Here is a 17,424-nt window from a genome sequence, read left to right as displayed (position 1 = left end):
TCAGCGGCCTCCTACGGGCGTGCCAACCGGCGTGACTTCCGCCGGTTCATCGGGCAAGGGTTCACCTTTATGGGTCCTGCTGATCAGGGCAATGGTGCAGCCGCAAACCACCACCGAACCAATCGCCGCCAGCACCGCCACCGGACCGCCGTGCAGCGCGGTCACGACGTTCTGTTGCGCGGCCATCGCCACCACCACCGGAATGTACATCGCGCCCCAGAAGCCGACGCCCATCTCGCAGTCCTTGGTCATGCCGCCGCGTTTTTGCATCCACAACCGCGCGCAGATCAACAGGATCATCGCGATCCCGACCCCGCCGACGTTGGACTTGACGCCCAATAACACGCCAAGCGCATCCCCCAGTATCACCCCTGCCAGCGTACAAATCGCCAGCAGCGCCACACCGTAAATAATCATTGTTGTAGTCCTCAAAGTGCATCGTCGAAGTTGTTGTTTTTGTGCTTCGCAAGCCTGAGTCGGTGTTCTAGGGTTGGCGGTTTCCCTCCTCACGCAGCAACGCTTGCAAGGTATCCAGGCGGGCACCGTCGAAGGCAATGACGGTGCCTTGCTCGAACACCCGGCGCGCCAGCCCGGTCAGTACTGATCCGGGCGGCAGTTCGATTTGTAGACGTACGCCGCGCTCGTAGGCGCTTTGCACCGTGCCGCGCCAATCGACGACTCGGCACATGTTGAAAGCGAGGTCGTCGCGCAACGCTTCAAGGTTGATGATGGGCCGTGCGCGACTGCCGCTCAGGTAGCCCATCGTCGGCGTTTTCAATGTCACTTTGGCGAAGGCTTCTGCCAGGGTTTTCGCCGGAGAGTCCAGTAGCGGGCAGTGCGATGGCACGCTAACAGCCAGACGTTTGGCCAGACCTGCACCGCGACCTTTCGCCAACTCGGCAACCGCTTTCATCGCCCCGTCGCTGCCGGCAATCACCACCTGGTTATCGGCGTTGATATTGGCCAGATAGACCGGCGTGTCGGCGCTGTGCACCTGCGCCAGCAAGCTTTCCACTGTGGATAAATCGAGACCGATGATCGCGGTCATGCCATAGCCCTGTGGATAAGCCTGTTGCATCAGTTCACCGCGCAGGCTGACCAGATGCAGGGCATCGCTGAATTCCAAGGCGCCGGCAATGACTGCTGCCGGGTAGGCGCCGATGGACAATCCCGCCACGTAATCAGCCGTCGAAGACAACTGCCGTGAAGCAGCCACTCCGGCGATTAGCAGGCAAAGCTGAACCGCCCTAGTCGACTTCAACGACTCGGCAGAATCCAGCAGCAGCACGTCTTCGCCCAAGGTTTCACTCGCCTCGTCCACGGACTCCCGAGGCAAGCGATGAAGCATGCCCGGCTGCTGCGCGCCCTGGCCGGGAAACACCAGCAAGCTGCTCACGCTGCTCGCTCCTGAGGGTTCCAGGGATCAAGCACCAGACAGGCTTCAATTGCGTTTTTCAGCAGGATTCGCTGCGAAGGGCCGGCCCATTCGCGCAAGGCGATGGCACCGTGAGGTGTCTGCAATTGCATATCCACCCGGCACGCAGCGGTATCAAAAATCTTCACCAGTTCCTGAGCCTGTTCACGACTCATCGGTTGCGGCGTGCGCAGGATCAAGTCGAGGTCGCTGTGCTCATGCAACGCCTCAACACCACTGGCCAATTCAAACCCCGCGCTACCGCTGATACCCCAGACCCAACCGCTGATATCAAGCATCGCGCGCAATTGAGTCAGCGCACGCAATACCGGCAGATCCCGATCAATCGAGACATGACAAAGATCTTCGGGTTTTACCCGACGCTGAATCGCATCGACCGACATCGCCGTCGCATAACGCTGTTCACGCAACGGCCCGCGCACACCAACCGCAACCTGACCCACCACGCTCAACGCACGCCGAACCACCACAGGCTGACCGGCACTCAGCGATTCGATCACCCACGCAGGCGCGTCCAAAGGCAACTGCTCCGGGGTCATGCCCCAGAGCAGGTCGTGGGCCAGAAACGTGTTCACCACTGCGCTCTCAGCAGTTCGCGAACCTTGCTCGATGCCGCCCGGTTGCTGGCGCCCAAGCGGGTGCTCAGGTCGCGGCCCTTCGCGGCGACATCGCTGATCGCCAGGCTCAGGCATTCAGTCACTCGCGTCAGATCCTGCACCGTCGGCTGCTCAATCTGTTCCACCGACAAGGTTTCCCAAAGCAACCCGAGGCTCGCGTAGCTGTCGATGTCATACGCCATCGGTGGCACGCTCGCGGCCAAGGCTTCCAGTTCTTCGACACTGCGCAAGGTCACCCGCGCTGCCGACGCCTTGCCCATCGCATGCACCATCACGCCCGGATCACGCAGGGCGATCAGTCGATTGGCTTGATAACCATGGGCCAAAAACGCCCCGGACATCGCCTTGCCCACCAGTAAACCAATCACCGCATGGCCGGCCAATCGGGCGCGAGCGTAGCTGTCCGCCGCCCCGGCCAATGCTTGGTGAATGCCGAGGGCTTCTTCGCGGCGACCGTAGGCTTGGCTCGGTACATCGACGATGGCGATCACGGCGCGCTTGTTCGGTTTATCAACGTCAGCGGCGATCACTTCGTCCACAGCCTTGGCCAGACCCCAGCCTTCCAGCAGGCCGACTTCGCCATTGCGAGCGCGGGGAAAACGGTTTTCGGGGTCGGTCACCACGGCAATAAACCGCACCGGTTGATCACCCAAAACACCGTCGGCAACCTTCAACGAAGCAGGCAAACCGTCGACCGGTTTTGCCCCGTTGCTCAAGGCGTTGAACCAGTTCAAACCTCTCATGAGCGTTCTCCTTGATACAGATCGCGAACCACTGACGGCTCGATTTGCGGTTCGGCGTCCAGCCGGGCCAAGCGCTGCAAGAACAGCTCAGACTGTTGACTACGTTGCTGCGCCGGCAAACCCTGCTTGAGCAATTCGCTGACCTGCTGCTGAATCTGCACTACGTCATCAGCGACATAGCGATCCACCAAACCACTGGCAAAACGCTGCTCGCCACCGGTCAGGCTCCAAATGAAAGGACGATCCCGAGAGTCGTATTCCTCAAGCCCGGCTTCTTGCTCGATCACCTGCGGGCCATTCAGGCCAAGCCGCGCTTCCTGGGTCACCAGCAAATAACTGCACAACCCGGCCGCAATCGACATCCCGCCAAAACAACCGACGCTGCCGGCCACGACGCCAACCACCGGTTGGTACTGGCGCAGATCGACAATCGCCGCGTGAATATCGGCAATCGCCGCCAACCCGAGATTGGCTTCCTGCAAACGCACGCCACCGGTTTCCAGCAGCAGCACAGCGCGGGTTGGAATGCCTTTGCGGTTATCTTCAGCGGCCAGCTCCAGCGCACCGGAAATTTTGGCTCCGCCGACTTCGCCGAGGCTGCCGCCCTGAAAGGCGCCTTCAATCGCGGCAATCACCACCGGCAAACCGCCGATGCTGCCCTTGGCGATCACCACGCCGTCATCGGCTTGCGGCACTACGCCTTGGCGCGACAGCCATGGCGACATGACCCGTTGAAACGGGTCGAGCAATTCGCGGAAGGTGCCGGCGTCGAGCAAGGCTTTCGCCCGTTGCCGGGCGCCGAGTTCCACGAAGCTGTGCTTGTTAAGGAGATCAGTCATGGCCGATCTCCTCAAAGCCTTGTTCCAGACGTAAGCGCACCACGCCCGGCGTCGCGCCGAAGTCGTGAATATCAATCGCCATCGCTGGCGGTGTCTGGCCGTCAAACATCCGCGCAAACAGGTGCTGCCAGCGCTGTTCCGCGCCATTCACCGAGGTCTGCACCTGGATCGTCAACTTGCCGGCCACACCCGGTTCGATCAGCACTTCCAGATCGCCCGAGCCGACGCAGCCCACCAGCGTGCGGCCCTTGGGCGGCTGCCCGGCGGGGAATTCAAAGGATAAGGTTTCCATCAGAAAGCTCCGGACTCGATGCGGTCGATAAACAGGCAGGCGGCGAGCAAGTCGGCGGCGCCGCCGGGCGAGGCATTCAACGCAATTAAATGTTCATCCAACTCATGCAACCGGCGACGGCCGGCGAGGCTGGCACTGCCGCCCGCGTCGAGCACGGCTTGGGCGCCGAGTTGCATGGTTTGCAGGCCTTCTTCGCCAGCGCGGTAGAGCACGCAGGTGTCGGCCAGTTGGGTCATGATCGCTAGCAACGCGTCGAGGCGAGCGTTCTGTTCCCCGTGGCCCGAGGCGCGGCTGCGTTGGAGTTGCGGTAGAGCGCGTTGCAGCACCGAAGGGAAGCCGAGTTGTGCTTCCTCACGGGCGCCGCGTGCGCCGTAACGCTGGGCGACTTGGGCGCCGTGGCTCAACGGACGTGGGGCGTAGCGGTCTTCGAGCAAAGCAAGGCGCGCAGCACGCAAAGTCACTGCGCTTGCCTTGGTGTTCGTGGATTCCAGTGCCGCAGCAGCGACCAACAAACCCAACGCCCAAATCGCCCCGCGATGGGTATTCACACCGTTGGTGGTGGCGAGCATCGCTTGCTCCCCTTCCCGGCCAATCCGCCCGAGAGCTTCGCGCAGCGGTAAACCGACGTCGCCGAATTCGATGGCCACTTCGGCCATTTCCTTGAACGCCGGCCACAAGGACAGCGCCGAGGCGTGCATCAGCCCAAGGTGCAAATCGGTATGCGCGCCGTTGCCGCGACGATCCACCAGCGCCGGTTTTGGCGACAGGTCCGCTTCGTCGATCAGCGCGTCCACCGCCAGGTCCGCCAGCCGTTCGGCCAAACTCAGTGTTTTGGTTTGCAGGTTAAGTGCGTGCATTTACCAGCTCCTGAACTTGGCAGGAGGGTTGTAGAGGCCACCAGACCACTCGACCAGATCGGCCACGCTTTTCGCCGCGAGCAGTTCGCGGGTGGCGTCGGTGCGGCGGATGCCGAGGTCTTCGGGCAAGGCGATCAAGCCTTCACGGCGCATACGGGCGGTGTCTTTCGGGTTGTGGCGCATGCCGATGACGGTCACCCCGGCGACGGCGGCGATCATCCCTTGGCGTTCTTCCAGCGAACGGGCCTTGTACAAATAGGCGATGCCTTCTTCGGTCAGCAGGTGCGTGACGTCGTCGCCGTAAATCATGATCGGCGCCAGCGGCATGCCGCTTTTGCGCGCCACTTCCACCGCGTCGAGGGTTTCGACGAAGGTCGGTTTTCCGCCCTCCTGGAAGGTCTCGACCATTTGCACCACGAGTTTCTTGCCGCGCTCCAGCAAGGCTTCCGGTGCATCGTCGTGGCGCATGTCGAGCCAGGCAGGCGTGCTGTGGCGGCGACCGCGCGGGTCGTGGCCCATGTTCGGCGCACCACCGAAACCGGCCAGCCGTCCGCGAGTCACCGTGGAGGAATGACCGTCGCCATCGACTTGCAGGGTCGCGCCGATAAACAAGTCCACCGCGTACTGCCCGGCCAATTGGCAGAACATCCGGTTGGAACGCAGCGAACCGTCACGCCCGGTGAAGAACACGTCGGGCCGGGCGGCAATGTAGTTTTCCATCCCCAGTTCGGTGCCAAAGCAATGCACGCTTTCGACCCAGCCGCTTTCGATGGCCGGGATCAGGGTTGGGTGCGGGTTGAGGGTCCAGTTGCGGCAGATCTTGCCTTTGAGGCCGAGGGATTCGCCGTAGGTTGGCAGGATCAATTCGATGGCGGCGGTGTTGAAACCGATGCCGTGGTTCAGGGACTGGACGTTGTGTTTTTCGTAGATCCCGCGGATCGCCATCATCGCCATCAACACGTGCACAGGCTTGATGTGGCGTGGGTCGCGGGTGAACAGCGGTTCGATGTAGAACGGCTTGTCGGCCACCACGACGAAATCGACCCAGGAGGCCGGGATGTCGACGCGAGGCAGGTCAGTGACGTCGTCCACCAATTGATTGACCTGGACAATGACGATGCCGTCGCTGAAGGCGGCTGGTTCGATCAATGCCGGAGTGTCTTCAGTGCTCGCGCCGGTGTAGATGTTGCCGGCGCGGTCGGCCATGAAACCGGCCGAGAGCACGACGTTGGGAATCAGGTCCACCACCAGCCGCGCGTAGAGTTCGATGTAGGTGTGGATCGCGCCGATTTCCAGCAAGCCGTCTTCCAGCAACTGGCTGATGCGCAGGCTCTGGGTACCGGCGAAGGAAAAATCGAGCTTGCGGGCAATGCCGCGTTCGAACAGGTCCAGGTGCTCAGCGCGGCCGACGCTGGGCATGATCATATGCAGGTCATGCAGCTTGGCGGGGTCAGCCTTGACCAGCGAGCGCGAAAGAAAATCCGCCTGCTTCTGGTTATTGCCCTCCAACACCACACGGTCGCCGGGCAGGATCAACGCCTCCAGCGCCGCAACGATCTTGTCGGTGGGCAACACCACACCGTCAGCCAGATCCTTGACCAACGCCAGACGCCGCTGCTTCTCGCTGTGCCGCCGCGTCCATCGCGAGTCGGGGGATATTGTTGTTGTCATGACCACTCCACGGGTTCGCTGTCGTGGGGTAACCATAGGAGGGATGTGTCAGGGCATCAATCAAGCGCAGCGTTGGATCGTTACGCTCACCGTAACGATCACGCAAACCCCTGTGGCGAGGGAGCTTGCTCCCGTTCGGCTGCGCAGCAGTCGTAAAACCATGACGCGGTGCACCTGACACACCTCGGTTGCAGGGGTTGGGGCCGCTTCGCGACCCAGCGGGAGCAAGCTCCCTCGCCACAGCATTGCCCGGTCAGGTCTGCGGTGAATTGAAGGCCGCCATCGCGAGCAAGCTCGCTCCCACATTTAATCTGCGGCGTGCACAAAACCTGTGGGCGCGGGCTTGCTCGCGAAGGGGCCAGAACAATCACCACAACTTTCAATGACAGAGCATCACAACCCGGCCATCTGCTGCTGCACACGAATCAGAAGCTGCTCAGCACTTTCCAACAGCTGCGCCAGCAACGCCGGATCTTCATCCATATAGCCTTCGTACTCCGCCAGGTTCCGTCGCTCATGACACAGGGCGAACAACCGAACCTGTACTTTGCCAATATCAGCCGTATGAACCAGGCACTGAAACACCAGATATCGCTTGTCCGAACGGTAGCCACACAAGCGAAGCGCCGTCAGTGCAAGCGCATGGGCAGCGTTGTAAGCCAGGTCGAACCGACTCGCGAAGGACAGCGAAGGCGTTTGCGCATCTTTCAATCGATCCACCGCCGAACGCAGCAGCCCTTCGCACTCCTTGCGAGTCCGACGGCTCGGCTTTCAGTCCACCGCTACGTAACAGGTTCTCCAGATTCTCGTTGCTGCCCATCCTTGGACTCCAAAGGGTTTTGCCCCATCAGGTTGATCTTGTCCTGCTGCGCTACCGCACGACAAAGCTGTTTTCAGCCGCCAGTTTTGCGGCCCAGTCGCCGGGGGTGTAGAGCGTCGGGTTGAGGACGCGGCCCAGTTGTTCCTCCAGAGGCATGAGCCGCTCCATCACTTCACTGTAGTGGAGGCTTTCGCCGATCAGCATGAGATCAATGTCACTGGATGCGTTTGCCGAGTCCTTGGCGATGGAACCGTACACAAAGGCCCAGGTGATCTGTTCGGCAAAGGGTTGCAGCGCTTGGCGCAGAGGCTCGGCAATACCAAAGGTCTTGCGGGCGATGCCCAGCAGTTCGGCATAGATCGGGCAGTCGGGATTGGCTTGATAGTGGGTCTGGTTACCCTGGCGTGTCAGGGTCAGCACGCCGGCCTGCTGCAACCGATCCAGCTCGCGCATGAGGCTGCCTTTACCCACTTGCGCCCAGCGCGCGATCTCGTTGGCGTAAAAACTGCGGTCGGGTTTGCCGAACAATAAGCCCAGTACTTTTTGCTGAGTAGTTGTGAACAAGGCTTCGCTGAGGGAAAGGTTTTTCACAGTGGCAACCGATGAGTCCCAAAAAGGGAACGATAGGTCCCTTTTTGGGAATCTTCAACCCTGTGGCGAGGGGGCTCGCCCCCGTTCGGCTGCGCAGCAGTCGTAAAACCATTGCGCGCGGTGTACCTGATACACCTCGGTTGCAGGTTTTGGGGCTGCTTCGCAACCCAACGGGGGCAAGCCCCCTCGCCACAACAGCGCTGGCTGCCGATTGGGGTTTTGTGTTTAAACGTTTGTCCGTATGAACGGCTGGAGGCTACACAGTCTGGCGTCGCTGCCTACAGCAATGCCGGAATCCGCTGACTGGTGGGGTTTTGCGTTGATCTTTATCGTTTACGGGTCGCTGACAACTCAGCGACCGGGCTTGGAAACCCGAGGTGTAAACGACACAAAAGCGCTGTTCTTAACGTATGCTTGCGCACCTTTAATGTGTGCACTCCGTTATGGCGGCTGTGCGCGGGAGACTTCAATGTCTGCCGGGTTTTGTCCGTTTACCCCGGGTTTCCAGCCCGCGTACAGCTGCCACCCTTTCGCCTGGAAGCCTAATGGAGCAGCTAAAACTCGTTAGACGGAGCTTCACTATGTTCAAACCTACCCCCAATCCCCCGGAATCCGGCACCGATTCCCAAGCATCCCTCGATGCAGAAAAAATGAAAGAAGCCGCCGACCGCGCCTTCGCTCACTACTTCCCCCCGGCTGACGAAAAACCGGCCAAGCGCCGTAAACACCAGCTCTTCAACGTCGCCCCCGACATCGACGCCGAAGCCCTGCTCGCCAACGCCTCCGAAGACTTGCTGTCCATCAGCGCGATTGCCGCCAACCTGGCGGACGATGTGGAAGGCTCACGCCGCTCGGTGGCCTTGGCCCTTAGTCGATTGGCGGATGGGGTGCAGTTGCTGGTGGAGCAGGCGTTGGATCATTACGAGGCGTTGCAGATGCAGATGCGCGCCAAGGTCTAGCGCATAACCCCTGTGGCGAGGGAGCTTGCTCCCGCTCGGCTGCGCAGCAGTCGCAAAATAATCGGTTCGCTGGAGATTTTGGGGCTGCTTCGCAACCCAGCGGGAGCAAGCTCCCTCGCCACAGGGTACGGGTCAGACCAACCCGGCACTCACAAGTAACTCCTCAAGCGCCAGCAAATCCGGCACTTTCGCCACTTGCTCCCCCACCTGCACCGCCGCCTGTTCCAGCGAACACAACGGCACATCGACATAGCTCAACTGGCTATCGAGCTTGTAAGACCGCGGAATCCCCTGCACCAGCAGTGCAATGAACTTCAACTCCGGCCGTCCTCCAAGGGCATTGAGGATGACGATCCGCGCGCGCTCGCCAATCACCACTTTATTGCCACACGCCGACTCGAAACTCAGCAACGGAATCTGCCGATCCCGCCACGTCACCAACCCCAAATACCACGGCGGTGTATCGAGGTCGAACGCCCCCGGCTGATAGTCGATCAACTCCGCGACGGCGACGTTTGGCAGGATCAAATTGCGATCAGCCAAGGGCAGCAACAGCCCGGTGAGGTTGCTGGTGCGGTGCTCAAGCATGGGTTTTGCTCCACAGGGCGATGCTTTCGAGCAGCACCGATTCCTGGTATGGCTTGCCGAGGTAGTCGTTGACGCCGATGGCCATGGCGCGGTCGCGGTGTTTCTGGCCGGTGCGCGAGGTGATCATGATGATCGGCAGGTGCTGCAAACGTTCGTCGGCACGGACCTGGGTCGCCACTTCGAAGCCGTCCATGCGTGGCATTTCGATGTCCAGCAACATCACGTCGGGCAGGTGATCTTCGAGCAGCAGCATGGCGTCGACCCCGTCCTTGGCGGTCAGCACGTTCATGCCGTGGCGTTCGAGCAAGCGGCTGGTGACTTTGCGCACGGTCACCGAGTCGTCGACCACCAACACCAGCAGCGGCTTGTGCGGCTCGGCTTCAACCTCTTGAGTCATCGACTGTTGCGGCACACGCGCCTGCATGGCGCGAATCGGCGCCAGCAAATCCAGAATCAGCACCACCCGGCCGTCACCGAGAATCGTCGCCCCGGACAAGCCCTGCACCGCCGCAAATTGCGGACCGAGGCTTTTGACCACAATCTCGCGGGTGCCGGCCATTGAGTCGACCTGCACCGCGATGTGCCGCTCGTTGCATTGCACCAGCAACACCGGCAACGGCAAGCTCTGGCCCAGCAGTTTCGGCCGAGTGCTGGTTTTCAGCAGTTCGCCGAGGTAGCACAGCTCATAGTGCTGGCCGGCGTATTTGTAGGTCGGCGGATCGAGCCGGTAATGCCCTTCGAGTTCGTTGGGCAGCACACGGACGATGCCGTCGATGGTGTTCAGCGGGATCGCGTATTGATCATCAAAGCACTGCACCATCAGCGCCCGATTGACCGACACGGTGAATGGCAGGCGAATGCGGAAATGCACGCCCTGCCCCGCCGTCGAGTCGATGCTCATCGTGCCACCGAGTTGCCGCACCTCTTCATGCACCACGTCCATGCCGACGCCTCGCCCGGAAATCTGGGTGATTTTTTCAGCGGTGGAGAACCCCGGTTGCAGGATGAATTGCAGCACGTCACGGTCGCTGATGTTGCTGTCCGGCGCGAGCATGCCGCGCTTGATCGCCTTGCGCCGCACCGCATCCAACGGCACTCCGGCACCATCGTCGCGGATGTCGAAAATGATGTCGCCACCCTCACGGGACAGGTCGAGGGTGATCCGCCCCTGGGCCGGTTTACCCGCCGCGATCCGCGCTTCGGTGGATTCCAGACCGTGATCCACGGCGTTGCGCAGCATGTGTTCCAGCGGCGGCGCCATGCGTTCCAGCACGTTGCGATCCATCTCGCCTTCAGCGTTGCCGACGACGAATTCCACGTCCTTGCCCAGCTCGCTGGACACCTGGCGGACGATGCGTTTCAAACGCGGCAGCATCCGTTCGAACGGCACCATGCGCGTGCGCATCAGGCCTTCCTGCAATTCGGTGTTGATGCGGCCCTGCTGTTGCAGCAGGTTTTCCGCGTCCTGATTGCGCCGGTCGAGGGTTTCCTTGAGGTCGAGCAAGTCGGAGGCGGATTCGAACAGTGCCCGAGACAGTTGCTGCAATTGCGAATGACGGTCCATTTCCAGCGGATCGAATTCTTCGTAGCCCAGGCGTTCAGCTTCTACCTGCTGACGGCTGAGAATCCGCCCCTGGGTTTCGGTGTCGAGGCGACGCAACTGGTCGCGCATCCGCTCGATGGTGGTTTCCATCTCGCTCAGGGCCACGCGGGCATCGTTGACCTGCTGCTCGATACGGCCACGGAAGATCGAGGTTTCCCCGGCCAGGTTGACCAAGTCGTCGAGCAATTCCGCCGAAACCTTGACCATGTCGGCGCCGGCATCAGGCGTTGGCGTCTCGACTTTGACCGTGGCCGGTGCCACCACTGGCGCCTCGGGCACGGCCGGGTGGCTGAAGTTCTTGATCGCATCGATCAGCCGATCCGCCGGCGGGCAAGGTTCCCCGGCGCGAGTGGCGTCGAGCATCTGCGCCAACCGGTCGTGACTGCTTTGCAACAGCGTGAACAGCGCCGTCGTCGGTTGCAGCACCCCGGCCGACAGGCCTTCGTAGAGAAACTCCAGTTCGTGGGCCAGGTCGCCAATCGGGGCGATTTCCACCATCCGCGCGCCGCCCTTGAGGGTGTGCAGGTCGCGCAGCAGGGTCTCGACTTCCTGTCGATTCGACGGCTCGGCCTGCCAGCGCACCAGCGCCGCGCCGGAGTTTTCGATGATGTCGAAACCTTCCTCGAGGAAGATTTCCAGTAGCTCCGGATCGTGGCCCGGCGAATCATGATCGTGCGTCGGTTCGACGGTTTCAGCCGTGCCGGCATTGCCGTGGCGGAACGCGCGAATCGCTTCGATCAGCTCGTTCGGGTCGTCTAAAGGCTTTTGCTTTTGCAATTGCTCAAGCAACACCGCCAGTCGGTCATGGCTGGTTTGCAGCAACTGGGCCAGTGCTTCGCTGTGGCTGTAGCGGCGATCCACCAGACCTTCATAAAGGTGTTCCAGTTCGTGGGCCAGGTTACCGACCGGCACGACTTCGGCCATCCGCGCGCCGCCCTTGAGGGTGTGCAAATCCCGCTGCAACGACGATAGCGGCGCGGCGTTGTCCGGGTCGCTCAACCAGCGCTGCAACGCCTGGCCGGCGCTTTCGAGGATATCCATCGCTTCTTCGAGGAAGATCGAAACGATCTCGTCATTCTGCTCAACCCGAGTCGAGGACTGCGCCAGCTCAGCGGTGGCACTGCCCAGTTCGCGAATGCTCAACGTCCGGCTGCCGTCGCTGCGGATCAGCCCCGTGGCCGACGGGTCGAGGCTTGTATCGAGCAAATCGCGCAAGGCCCGGACGCGCTCCGGTTGCGAACTGACTTCCTGGCCGGCGGCCAGTTCGTCGAGCATATTGATCAGCGCTTCATGGGCACTTTGCGCTTCATGGAAAAACCCGTCGCTGACCGCCAGGCTGCTTTCTTCCACCGCGCCATACAGGTCGAGCAAGGCTTCGCAGAGTTCGTCCACCGGATGCAGATCGGCCAGGTGCGCGCCTTCGCCGAGGGTGGTCAGTTCGTCCAGCAGCGCGCTGAGTTCCTGGCGCTCGCCGGGGTGTTGCTGCCAACGGCGCAACAGGCTTTCGGCATCCAGCAGGATGTCCATGCCCTGGGCCAGGAAGTTGTTGATCAGTTGCGGATCGCGCTTGATCCGCAAGCCGCGGTTTGGTGCTGTAAGAATGGAATGCAGGTGTTCTTCCAACAACGTGTGAGTGCGCTCGATCAACGAACGAGCGCCGGGAATCTCGCCCAGCGGATCAGTCTTGAGTTGGCGCAATCCGAGGCGGAACAGCCCTTCGGCTTCCAGTAGCAACTCGACTTCATCCAGGTCCAGGGCGATCAAGTGCGCCTTGTACTCGCGGGCCAGTTGGTCCAGCGGCGCCGCCAGTTCGACAATCGGCAACACACCAGCCATCGAGGCGCTGCCCTTGAGCGTATGCAAGGCCCGCTGCAACTCGTCGCTGGCTTGCAGTGGCACATGTTCGGCGGCCTGATCGAGAAAACGATTGAGGCTGGCGAGATGGGTTTCGGCCTCTTTGCGGAAGATCTCCAGCAGCAACGGATCGAGGGCGGCGACGTCTTGGGTGTCCTCATCCGACAGCGACCCATCGCCCTTGGCCAAGGCGTGCGCCCGAGCGGCCAAGCGGTCCACGTCGTCGCGTTGACGCTGGGCATTGGCGGCAAATTCGGTGACCAGTTCCGGCAGCAGGTTCAGCGCGTCAGTCAGCAACTGTTGCACTGCTGGTCCCGGCTCGACGCTGTGTTCCAGCACCCGGTTCAGCAGGTTTTCCATCGCCCAGGCCAGCTCGCCCAGCACCAATGCGCGGACCATCCGGCCACTGCCCTTCAAGGTGTGGAAGGCCCGGCGTAGCTCACTTAATGCGCCTGTGTGATCAGCGTTGGCCGACCAGCGCGGCAGGTATTCGTGCAGGGCTTCCAGCACCTCTTCAGTTTCTTCGAGGAAGACTTCCCGCAGCTCATCGTCCACCGGTTCTTCGTCCACTGGCGGCGGCAATAGGCTGCCCGGCGTATTCAGGGCCGGTGGATTGACAGCAGAAACCGGGCTGGCCAGCACATCGGCCAACGACTGCACGGTGTCGGGATCATCCAGTTCCTGCATATCCTGCATGACCTGGGCTTCATTGGGGCTGAGCACGTCTTCGAGCACCGGCACCCGTTTTTCGCTAGGGAAAAACCCGAGCGCGGCCAGGCTCTTTTCCGCCACGTCGAGCAGTTGTTCACTGGACTCTTGCGGGTCGTCGTTGAGACGCTCCAGGTAATACTCGATGCTGGTAATGACGTCGGCCAGGCTGTCCAGTTGCTGCCAACCGGGATGATCGGTGTCCACCAGCAGGTGTTCGCGAATGAAGCTGTTGCACGCTTCGATCAGGCTCGCGGCACGGCTCAGCGGAATCATCGCCAGCGCACCGCGCACTTGGGTCAGCAACGCCGGCAAAGGCTGCAGTTGCTGGCGATCCCAGTCGGCGTCGATGTAGTCGACGATCATGTCCTTGGCTTGTTGCAGGCAGATCCGTGCTTCGCGGATCACGATCTGGTGGATCTGGGTCAGGTCGGTGGTCGGCAGGCGACTTTCTTCCTGGCTCTCCGGCTCCACGGTGCCGACCATCCCGGCCAGCGTCGCCTCGACGTAAAGCAAGGCGCCAGCCACGTCCATCAGGATCGCGTCGTTGGGCTCGCGCTGGCCCTGGGCGAGGCTCAGCACCACCGCCAGTTGATCGATGATGACCTTGCGCGGCTGGCCAAAACCGAGCACCGCCAAGGTGTCGGCGATTTGCCGCAGCGGCGCCAGCAGGCTTTCGAGGTCCGAGGTGTGCTGGCGGTCGCTGCGCACAAACAGGTCCAGGCGTTCCTTGACCCGCACCAGCTCTTCGCACAGCGCGGCGAGCACCGAGCGCATGGCATCGCGGTCAGGGCCGGCCAGCCGTGCGCGTTCTTCGTCGACCATCGCGCTGTCGGGCAGCGCTTCGTCCAGTCCGTAGCGATCTTTCATAGTCAGCATCTGCCCGGTGGGATGTTCGGCTTTGGCAATGTAGAACAACAAGCTTTTGAACAGCTCTGGCGGTGGCGCCTGATTGACGCCGGACATGCCCTGTTCCAGCAAGCGCTTGAGTTCTTTGTCAGCGTTCTTGAACAGACTGCGCAGCGCCGGGCTGTTGGCAATCGAGCCGCCGCGCATGCCTTCGACCAGCGCCGAAGCGACCTGCCACAACGGGCTCAGCGGCGCGTCACCGCACAACGCTTCGAGCCTGGCGAAGACTTTGGTCAGGTAGTCGAGATTGGTCTCGCCATCCTGTTCACGCAACAGACCGACCAGCGCCATCTGCAACATTTGCCGCAACTTGCGCAGCACATTGGGTAATTCCGCCGGTTCCAGCAGCGCCAGGGCTTCCTTGTCCAGCGCCGGCAAATGCGGCAGTTGCGGGCTGAACAGGCTGGTTTCCGACAGCAGGCTTTCACCCCGGGCACTGCGCAAATCGTTGATCAACGGCAGCACCACCAGCGGCAAGTCACGTCGTGCCCCTTGCACCCGGTCGAGGTAGATTGGCAGTTGCCCCAGTGCCTGTCTTAACAGGTGGATGGCTTCATCGCGATGATTGACGCGGTTTTGTTGCAAGGCGACGGTCAGTTGTTCCATTTCTTCGGCGAGCAGGGCCGCACCGTAGAACTCGACCATCTGCAAACTGCCGTGAACCTGGTGGATACACCCCAGGCACTCGTCCAGCGCATACGTCGCCTGCGGGTCATCCAGCAAGGTTTCCAGTGCTTGATGAGCCTGCTTCAGCGTTTCGGCAATCTCGCCTTTGACCCACTCGAGGGCCACATAGTCGTGCCGATCACCCATAACCACTCCAATCCCCACTTCACTCAAAATGCAGTCGCCCGCAGGCGGTTCAGGCTTTGTCCGTGACCTCGGCCGGCGCGGTCGGCAAGGTGAAACCCGATACAGAACGCCGCAGCTGACTGGCCATTTTCGCCAGGTTGCCGATGCTTTCGGCCGTCGCCGTGGAGCCGGACGAGGTCTGCGTGGTGATCTGCTGGATCACGTTCATCGTCAGGGAAATCTGGCCGGCTGACGACGTCTGTTGCTGCGCAGCGTTGGAAATGCTCTGGATCAGCGCCGCCAGGGTCTTCGAAACGCCTTCGATTTCTTCCAGGGCCACACCGGCATCCTGCGCCAGCCGCGCGCCGCGCACCACTTCGGTGGTGGTCTGCTCCATCGAGATCACCGCTTCATTAGTATCGGTCTGGATCGCCCGCACCAGTGTTTCAATTTGTCGGGTCGCGGCGGACGAGCGCTCGGCCAGGCGCTGCACTTCGTCCGCCACCACGGCAAACCCGCGCCCGGCATCACCGGCCATCGAGGCCTGGATCGCCGCGTTGAGGGCGAGGATATTCGTCTGGTCGGCAATGTCGTCGATCAGGCTGACGATGTCGCCGATTTCCTGGGAAGACTCGCCCAGACGCTTGATCCGTTTGGCGGTGTCCTGGATTTGCTCGCGGATGTTGTCCATGCCATGGATGGTGTTGTGCACCACCTCGTTGCCCTTGTTGGCGATTTCCACCGAACGCTCGGCCACCGCGGAAGACTCGGCGGCATTGGCCGAGACCTGGTCGATGGATTGCGCCATCTCGTTGATCGCCGTGGAGGCTTCCGAAATCTGCTGCGCCTGATGCTCCGAGGCCTGGGCCAGGTGCATGGCAGTGGCCTGGGTTTCCTGCACAGCGGCGGCGACCTGGCCGGCGGTGAGGTTGATGGTTGCCACCAAGTCGCGCAATTGGTCGACAGAATAGTTGATCGAGTCGGCGATGGTCCCGGTGAAGTCTTCGGTCACCGAGGCGGTCACGGTCAGGTCACCGTCGGCGAGGTCTTCAATTTCATCGAGCAGGCGCATGATCGCGTTCTGGTTGCGCTCGTTCTTCTCGGCGGTTTCCTGAAGCTGACGATTGGTTTCGCGGACCATCACCAGGCCGATAAGGATGATCGACATCAGCGCCAACAGACCCAGTACGTAGCCGCCGATGGTGTCGGTGTTGCGCCCGCCCGCCAGGTTTTCGAAACCGGTGGCCAGGTGCGAGGCTTCGTCGAGCAGGGTTTGCGACAGGGTGAAAATGTTGGTCGCCGATTCCCGGACCTTGAACAGCTCCGGCGAGGTTTCGAGGATTTCATCCACCGAGCCCGAGACGAATTCGAACAGTTCGGCGATTTCGCTCAGTCGGGCGCGTGCATCCTTGTCTTCAACCTGGCTGATTTTCAGTGCCGGATTGCCCTGGAGCATGCCGTTGAGCACCTGGCCGAACCGCGCCGCATCGCGACCGAAGGCGTCGGCGGCCTGTTGCGAGTTTTCGTCGCCGGACAACACCGTGTTCACCGCACCTAGAATCCGTTCAGCCAACAACGACTGACGCTGAGCCATCACCACCTGAGCCGCCGGGGCGCCGCGTTGGAGGAGGATCTCGACGACCTTCTCGTACTCGACCTGCAACTGCGGCACGGTTTCGGCCAGGGTCGCGGCGACTTGATGCAGGGACAGCACGGTCTGTTCACTGGAGAGAATGGCATCGGTGTTTTTCAGCAGGCGCTCCCAGTCCAGCTGCACGGCGCGCATTTCCGGGCGCACGGTGGACGGGGCTGGCGGCAGGCCGGTGCTCGGATCACCCTTTTTCAGGTAACCCCAGCGCTGGGCAAAGTCGTTGCGCGCATCGCCGAGCAACTTGAACGCGGCAGCCTTGCCGGCGGCGGCTTCGGTGGCGTTCTTGGCGATGCGCTGGGACAGCACGCGCAGCTCACCGGCGTGACCGATGTACTGTTTGTCGTAGGTTGCCTGAGTGTTGAGGTAAGCGAAGTTGGCGAACAGCAGCATGATGAAGACGATCAGCGCGATAAACAGCACGATAATCTGCGAACGGCTGCGCGATCCTTCTGGCTTGCCTGTTTTTGCTTTTGTCATCGGTCCTCGCCTGTTAAC

At 61.5% G+C, this 17,424-nt stretch carries 12 protein-coding genes and 2 pseudogenes; 1 reads left to right on the top strand and 13 read right to left on the bottom strand.

Features of this window, described 5'->3' with window-relative positions:
* The 10 genes and pseudogenes from madL to AC1MEW_RS05350 all read right to left on the bottom strand — a co-directional run bounded on the left by madL (window position 1) and on the right by AC1MEW_RS05350 (window position 7,865).
* Entirely contained in the window at window positions 1-417 is a 417-nt protein-coding gene (gene madL / locus AC1MEW_RS05395; protein ID WP_201198541.1) for a malonate transporter subunit MadL, read from the bottom strand.
* Window positions 418-484: 67 nt separating this feature from the next.
* On the bottom strand, window positions 485-1,396 hold the full coding sequence (gene mdcH / locus AC1MEW_RS05390) for a malonate decarboxylase subunit epsilon (RefSeq protein ID WP_201198543.1): 912 nt from the start codon (window positions 1,394-1,396) through the stop codon (window positions 485-487).
* Window positions 1,393-2,013 carry a malonate decarboxylase holo-ACP synthase gene (locus AC1MEW_RS05385; RefSeq protein WP_322269868.1) on the bottom strand — a complete coding sequence of 207 codons (621 nt, stop codon included), beginning with the start codon at window positions 2,011-2,013 and terminating at the stop codon, window positions 1,393-1,395. The genes mdcH and AC1MEW_RS05385 overlap by 4 nt, the downstream gene beginning before the upstream one ends.
* Window positions 2,007-2,795 (bottom strand): biotin-independent malonate decarboxylase subunit gamma, encoded by a 789-nt coding sequence (gene mdcE, locus AC1MEW_RS05380; RefSeq protein ID WP_480425610.1) that lies wholly within the window; start codon window positions 2,793-2,795, stop codon window positions 2,007-2,009. The genes AC1MEW_RS05385 and mdcE overlap by 7 nt, the downstream gene beginning before the upstream one ends.
* Window positions 2,792-3,634 (bottom strand): biotin-independent malonate decarboxylase subunit beta, encoded by an 843-nt coding sequence (locus AC1MEW_RS05375; protein WP_480425608.1) that lies wholly within the window; start codon window positions 3,632-3,634, stop codon window positions 2,792-2,794. Before AC1MEW_RS05375 ends, mdcE begins: the two co-directional genes overlap by 4 nt.
* Window positions 3,627-3,926, bottom strand: coding sequence for a malonate decarboxylase subunit delta (locus tag AC1MEW_RS05370; RefSeq protein ID WP_201198547.1), 300 nt, complete (start codon window positions 3,924-3,926; stop codon window positions 3,627-3,629). Before AC1MEW_RS05370 ends, AC1MEW_RS05375 begins: the two co-directional genes overlap by 8 nt.
* On the bottom strand, window positions 3,926-4,783 hold the full coding sequence (locus AC1MEW_RS05365; RefSeq protein WP_480425606.1) for a triphosphoribosyl-dephospho-CoA synthase: 858 nt from the start codon (window positions 4,781-4,783) through the stop codon (window positions 3,926-3,928). Before AC1MEW_RS05365 ends, AC1MEW_RS05370 begins: the two co-directional genes overlap by 1 nt.
* Window positions 4,784-6,454 (bottom strand): malonate decarboxylase subunit alpha, encoded by a 1,671-nt coding sequence (gene mdcA / locus AC1MEW_RS05360; protein ID WP_480425604.1) that lies wholly within the window; start codon window positions 6,452-6,454, stop codon window positions 4,784-4,786. It abuts the gene before it with no gap.
* Between the two features lie 393 nt (window positions 6,455-6,847).
* Window positions 6,848-7,274, bottom strand: a pseudogene (locus AC1MEW_RS05355) (hypothetical protein).
* A pseudogene (locus AC1MEW_RS05350) lies at window positions 7,237-7,865 on the bottom strand (transcriptional regulator). The pseudogenes AC1MEW_RS05355 and AC1MEW_RS05350 overlap by 38 nt, the downstream one beginning before the upstream one ends.
* A 581-nt stretch (window positions 7,866-8,446) precedes the next feature.
* On the opposite strand from AC1MEW_RS05350, the gene AC1MEW_RS05345 reads away from it, so the two are divergent.
* Window positions 8,447-8,824 carry a DUF6124 family protein gene (locus tag AC1MEW_RS05345; protein WP_480425602.1) on the top strand — a complete coding sequence of 126 codons (378 nt, stop codon included), beginning with the start codon at window positions 8,447-8,449 and terminating at the stop codon, window positions 8,822-8,824.
* A gap of 132 nt (window positions 8,825-8,956) precedes the next feature.
* Here the strand turns inward: AC1MEW_RS05345 and AC1MEW_RS05340 are convergent, their stop codons facing one another.
* Genes AC1MEW_RS05340 through AC1MEW_RS05330 form a run of 3 tightly spaced genes read right to left on the bottom strand, consistent with a single transcriptional unit; the run spans window position 8,957 to window position 17,406 of the window.
* Window positions 8,957-9,412 (bottom strand): chemotaxis protein CheW, encoded by a 456-nt coding sequence (locus AC1MEW_RS05340; RefSeq protein WP_322269872.1) that lies wholly within the window; start codon window positions 9,410-9,412, stop codon window positions 8,957-8,959.
* The gene (locus tag AC1MEW_RS05335; RefSeq protein ID WP_480425600.1) at window positions 9,405-15,299 is read right to left on the bottom strand and encodes an Hpt domain-containing protein; all 5,895 of its coding nucleotides are present in this window, start codon (window positions 15,297-15,299) and stop codon (window positions 9,405-9,407) included. Before AC1MEW_RS05335 ends, AC1MEW_RS05340 begins: the two co-directional genes overlap by 8 nt.
* Before the next feature lie 49 nt (window positions 15,300-15,348).
* The gene (locus tag AC1MEW_RS05330; RefSeq protein ID WP_201198551.1) at window positions 15,349-17,406 is read right to left on the bottom strand and encodes a methyl-accepting chemotaxis protein; all 2,058 of its coding nucleotides are present in this window, start codon (window positions 17,404-17,406) and stop codon (window positions 15,349-15,351) included.
* Between the last annotated feature and the right edge of the window lie 18 nt (window positions 17,407-17,424).

The sequence above is a fragment of the Pseudomonas sp. ASL4 genome, from assembly GCF_056680395.1.
Note: the sequence above shows the minus strand (reverse complement) of the source record. Positions and strands in the feature narration are given on the sequence as shown.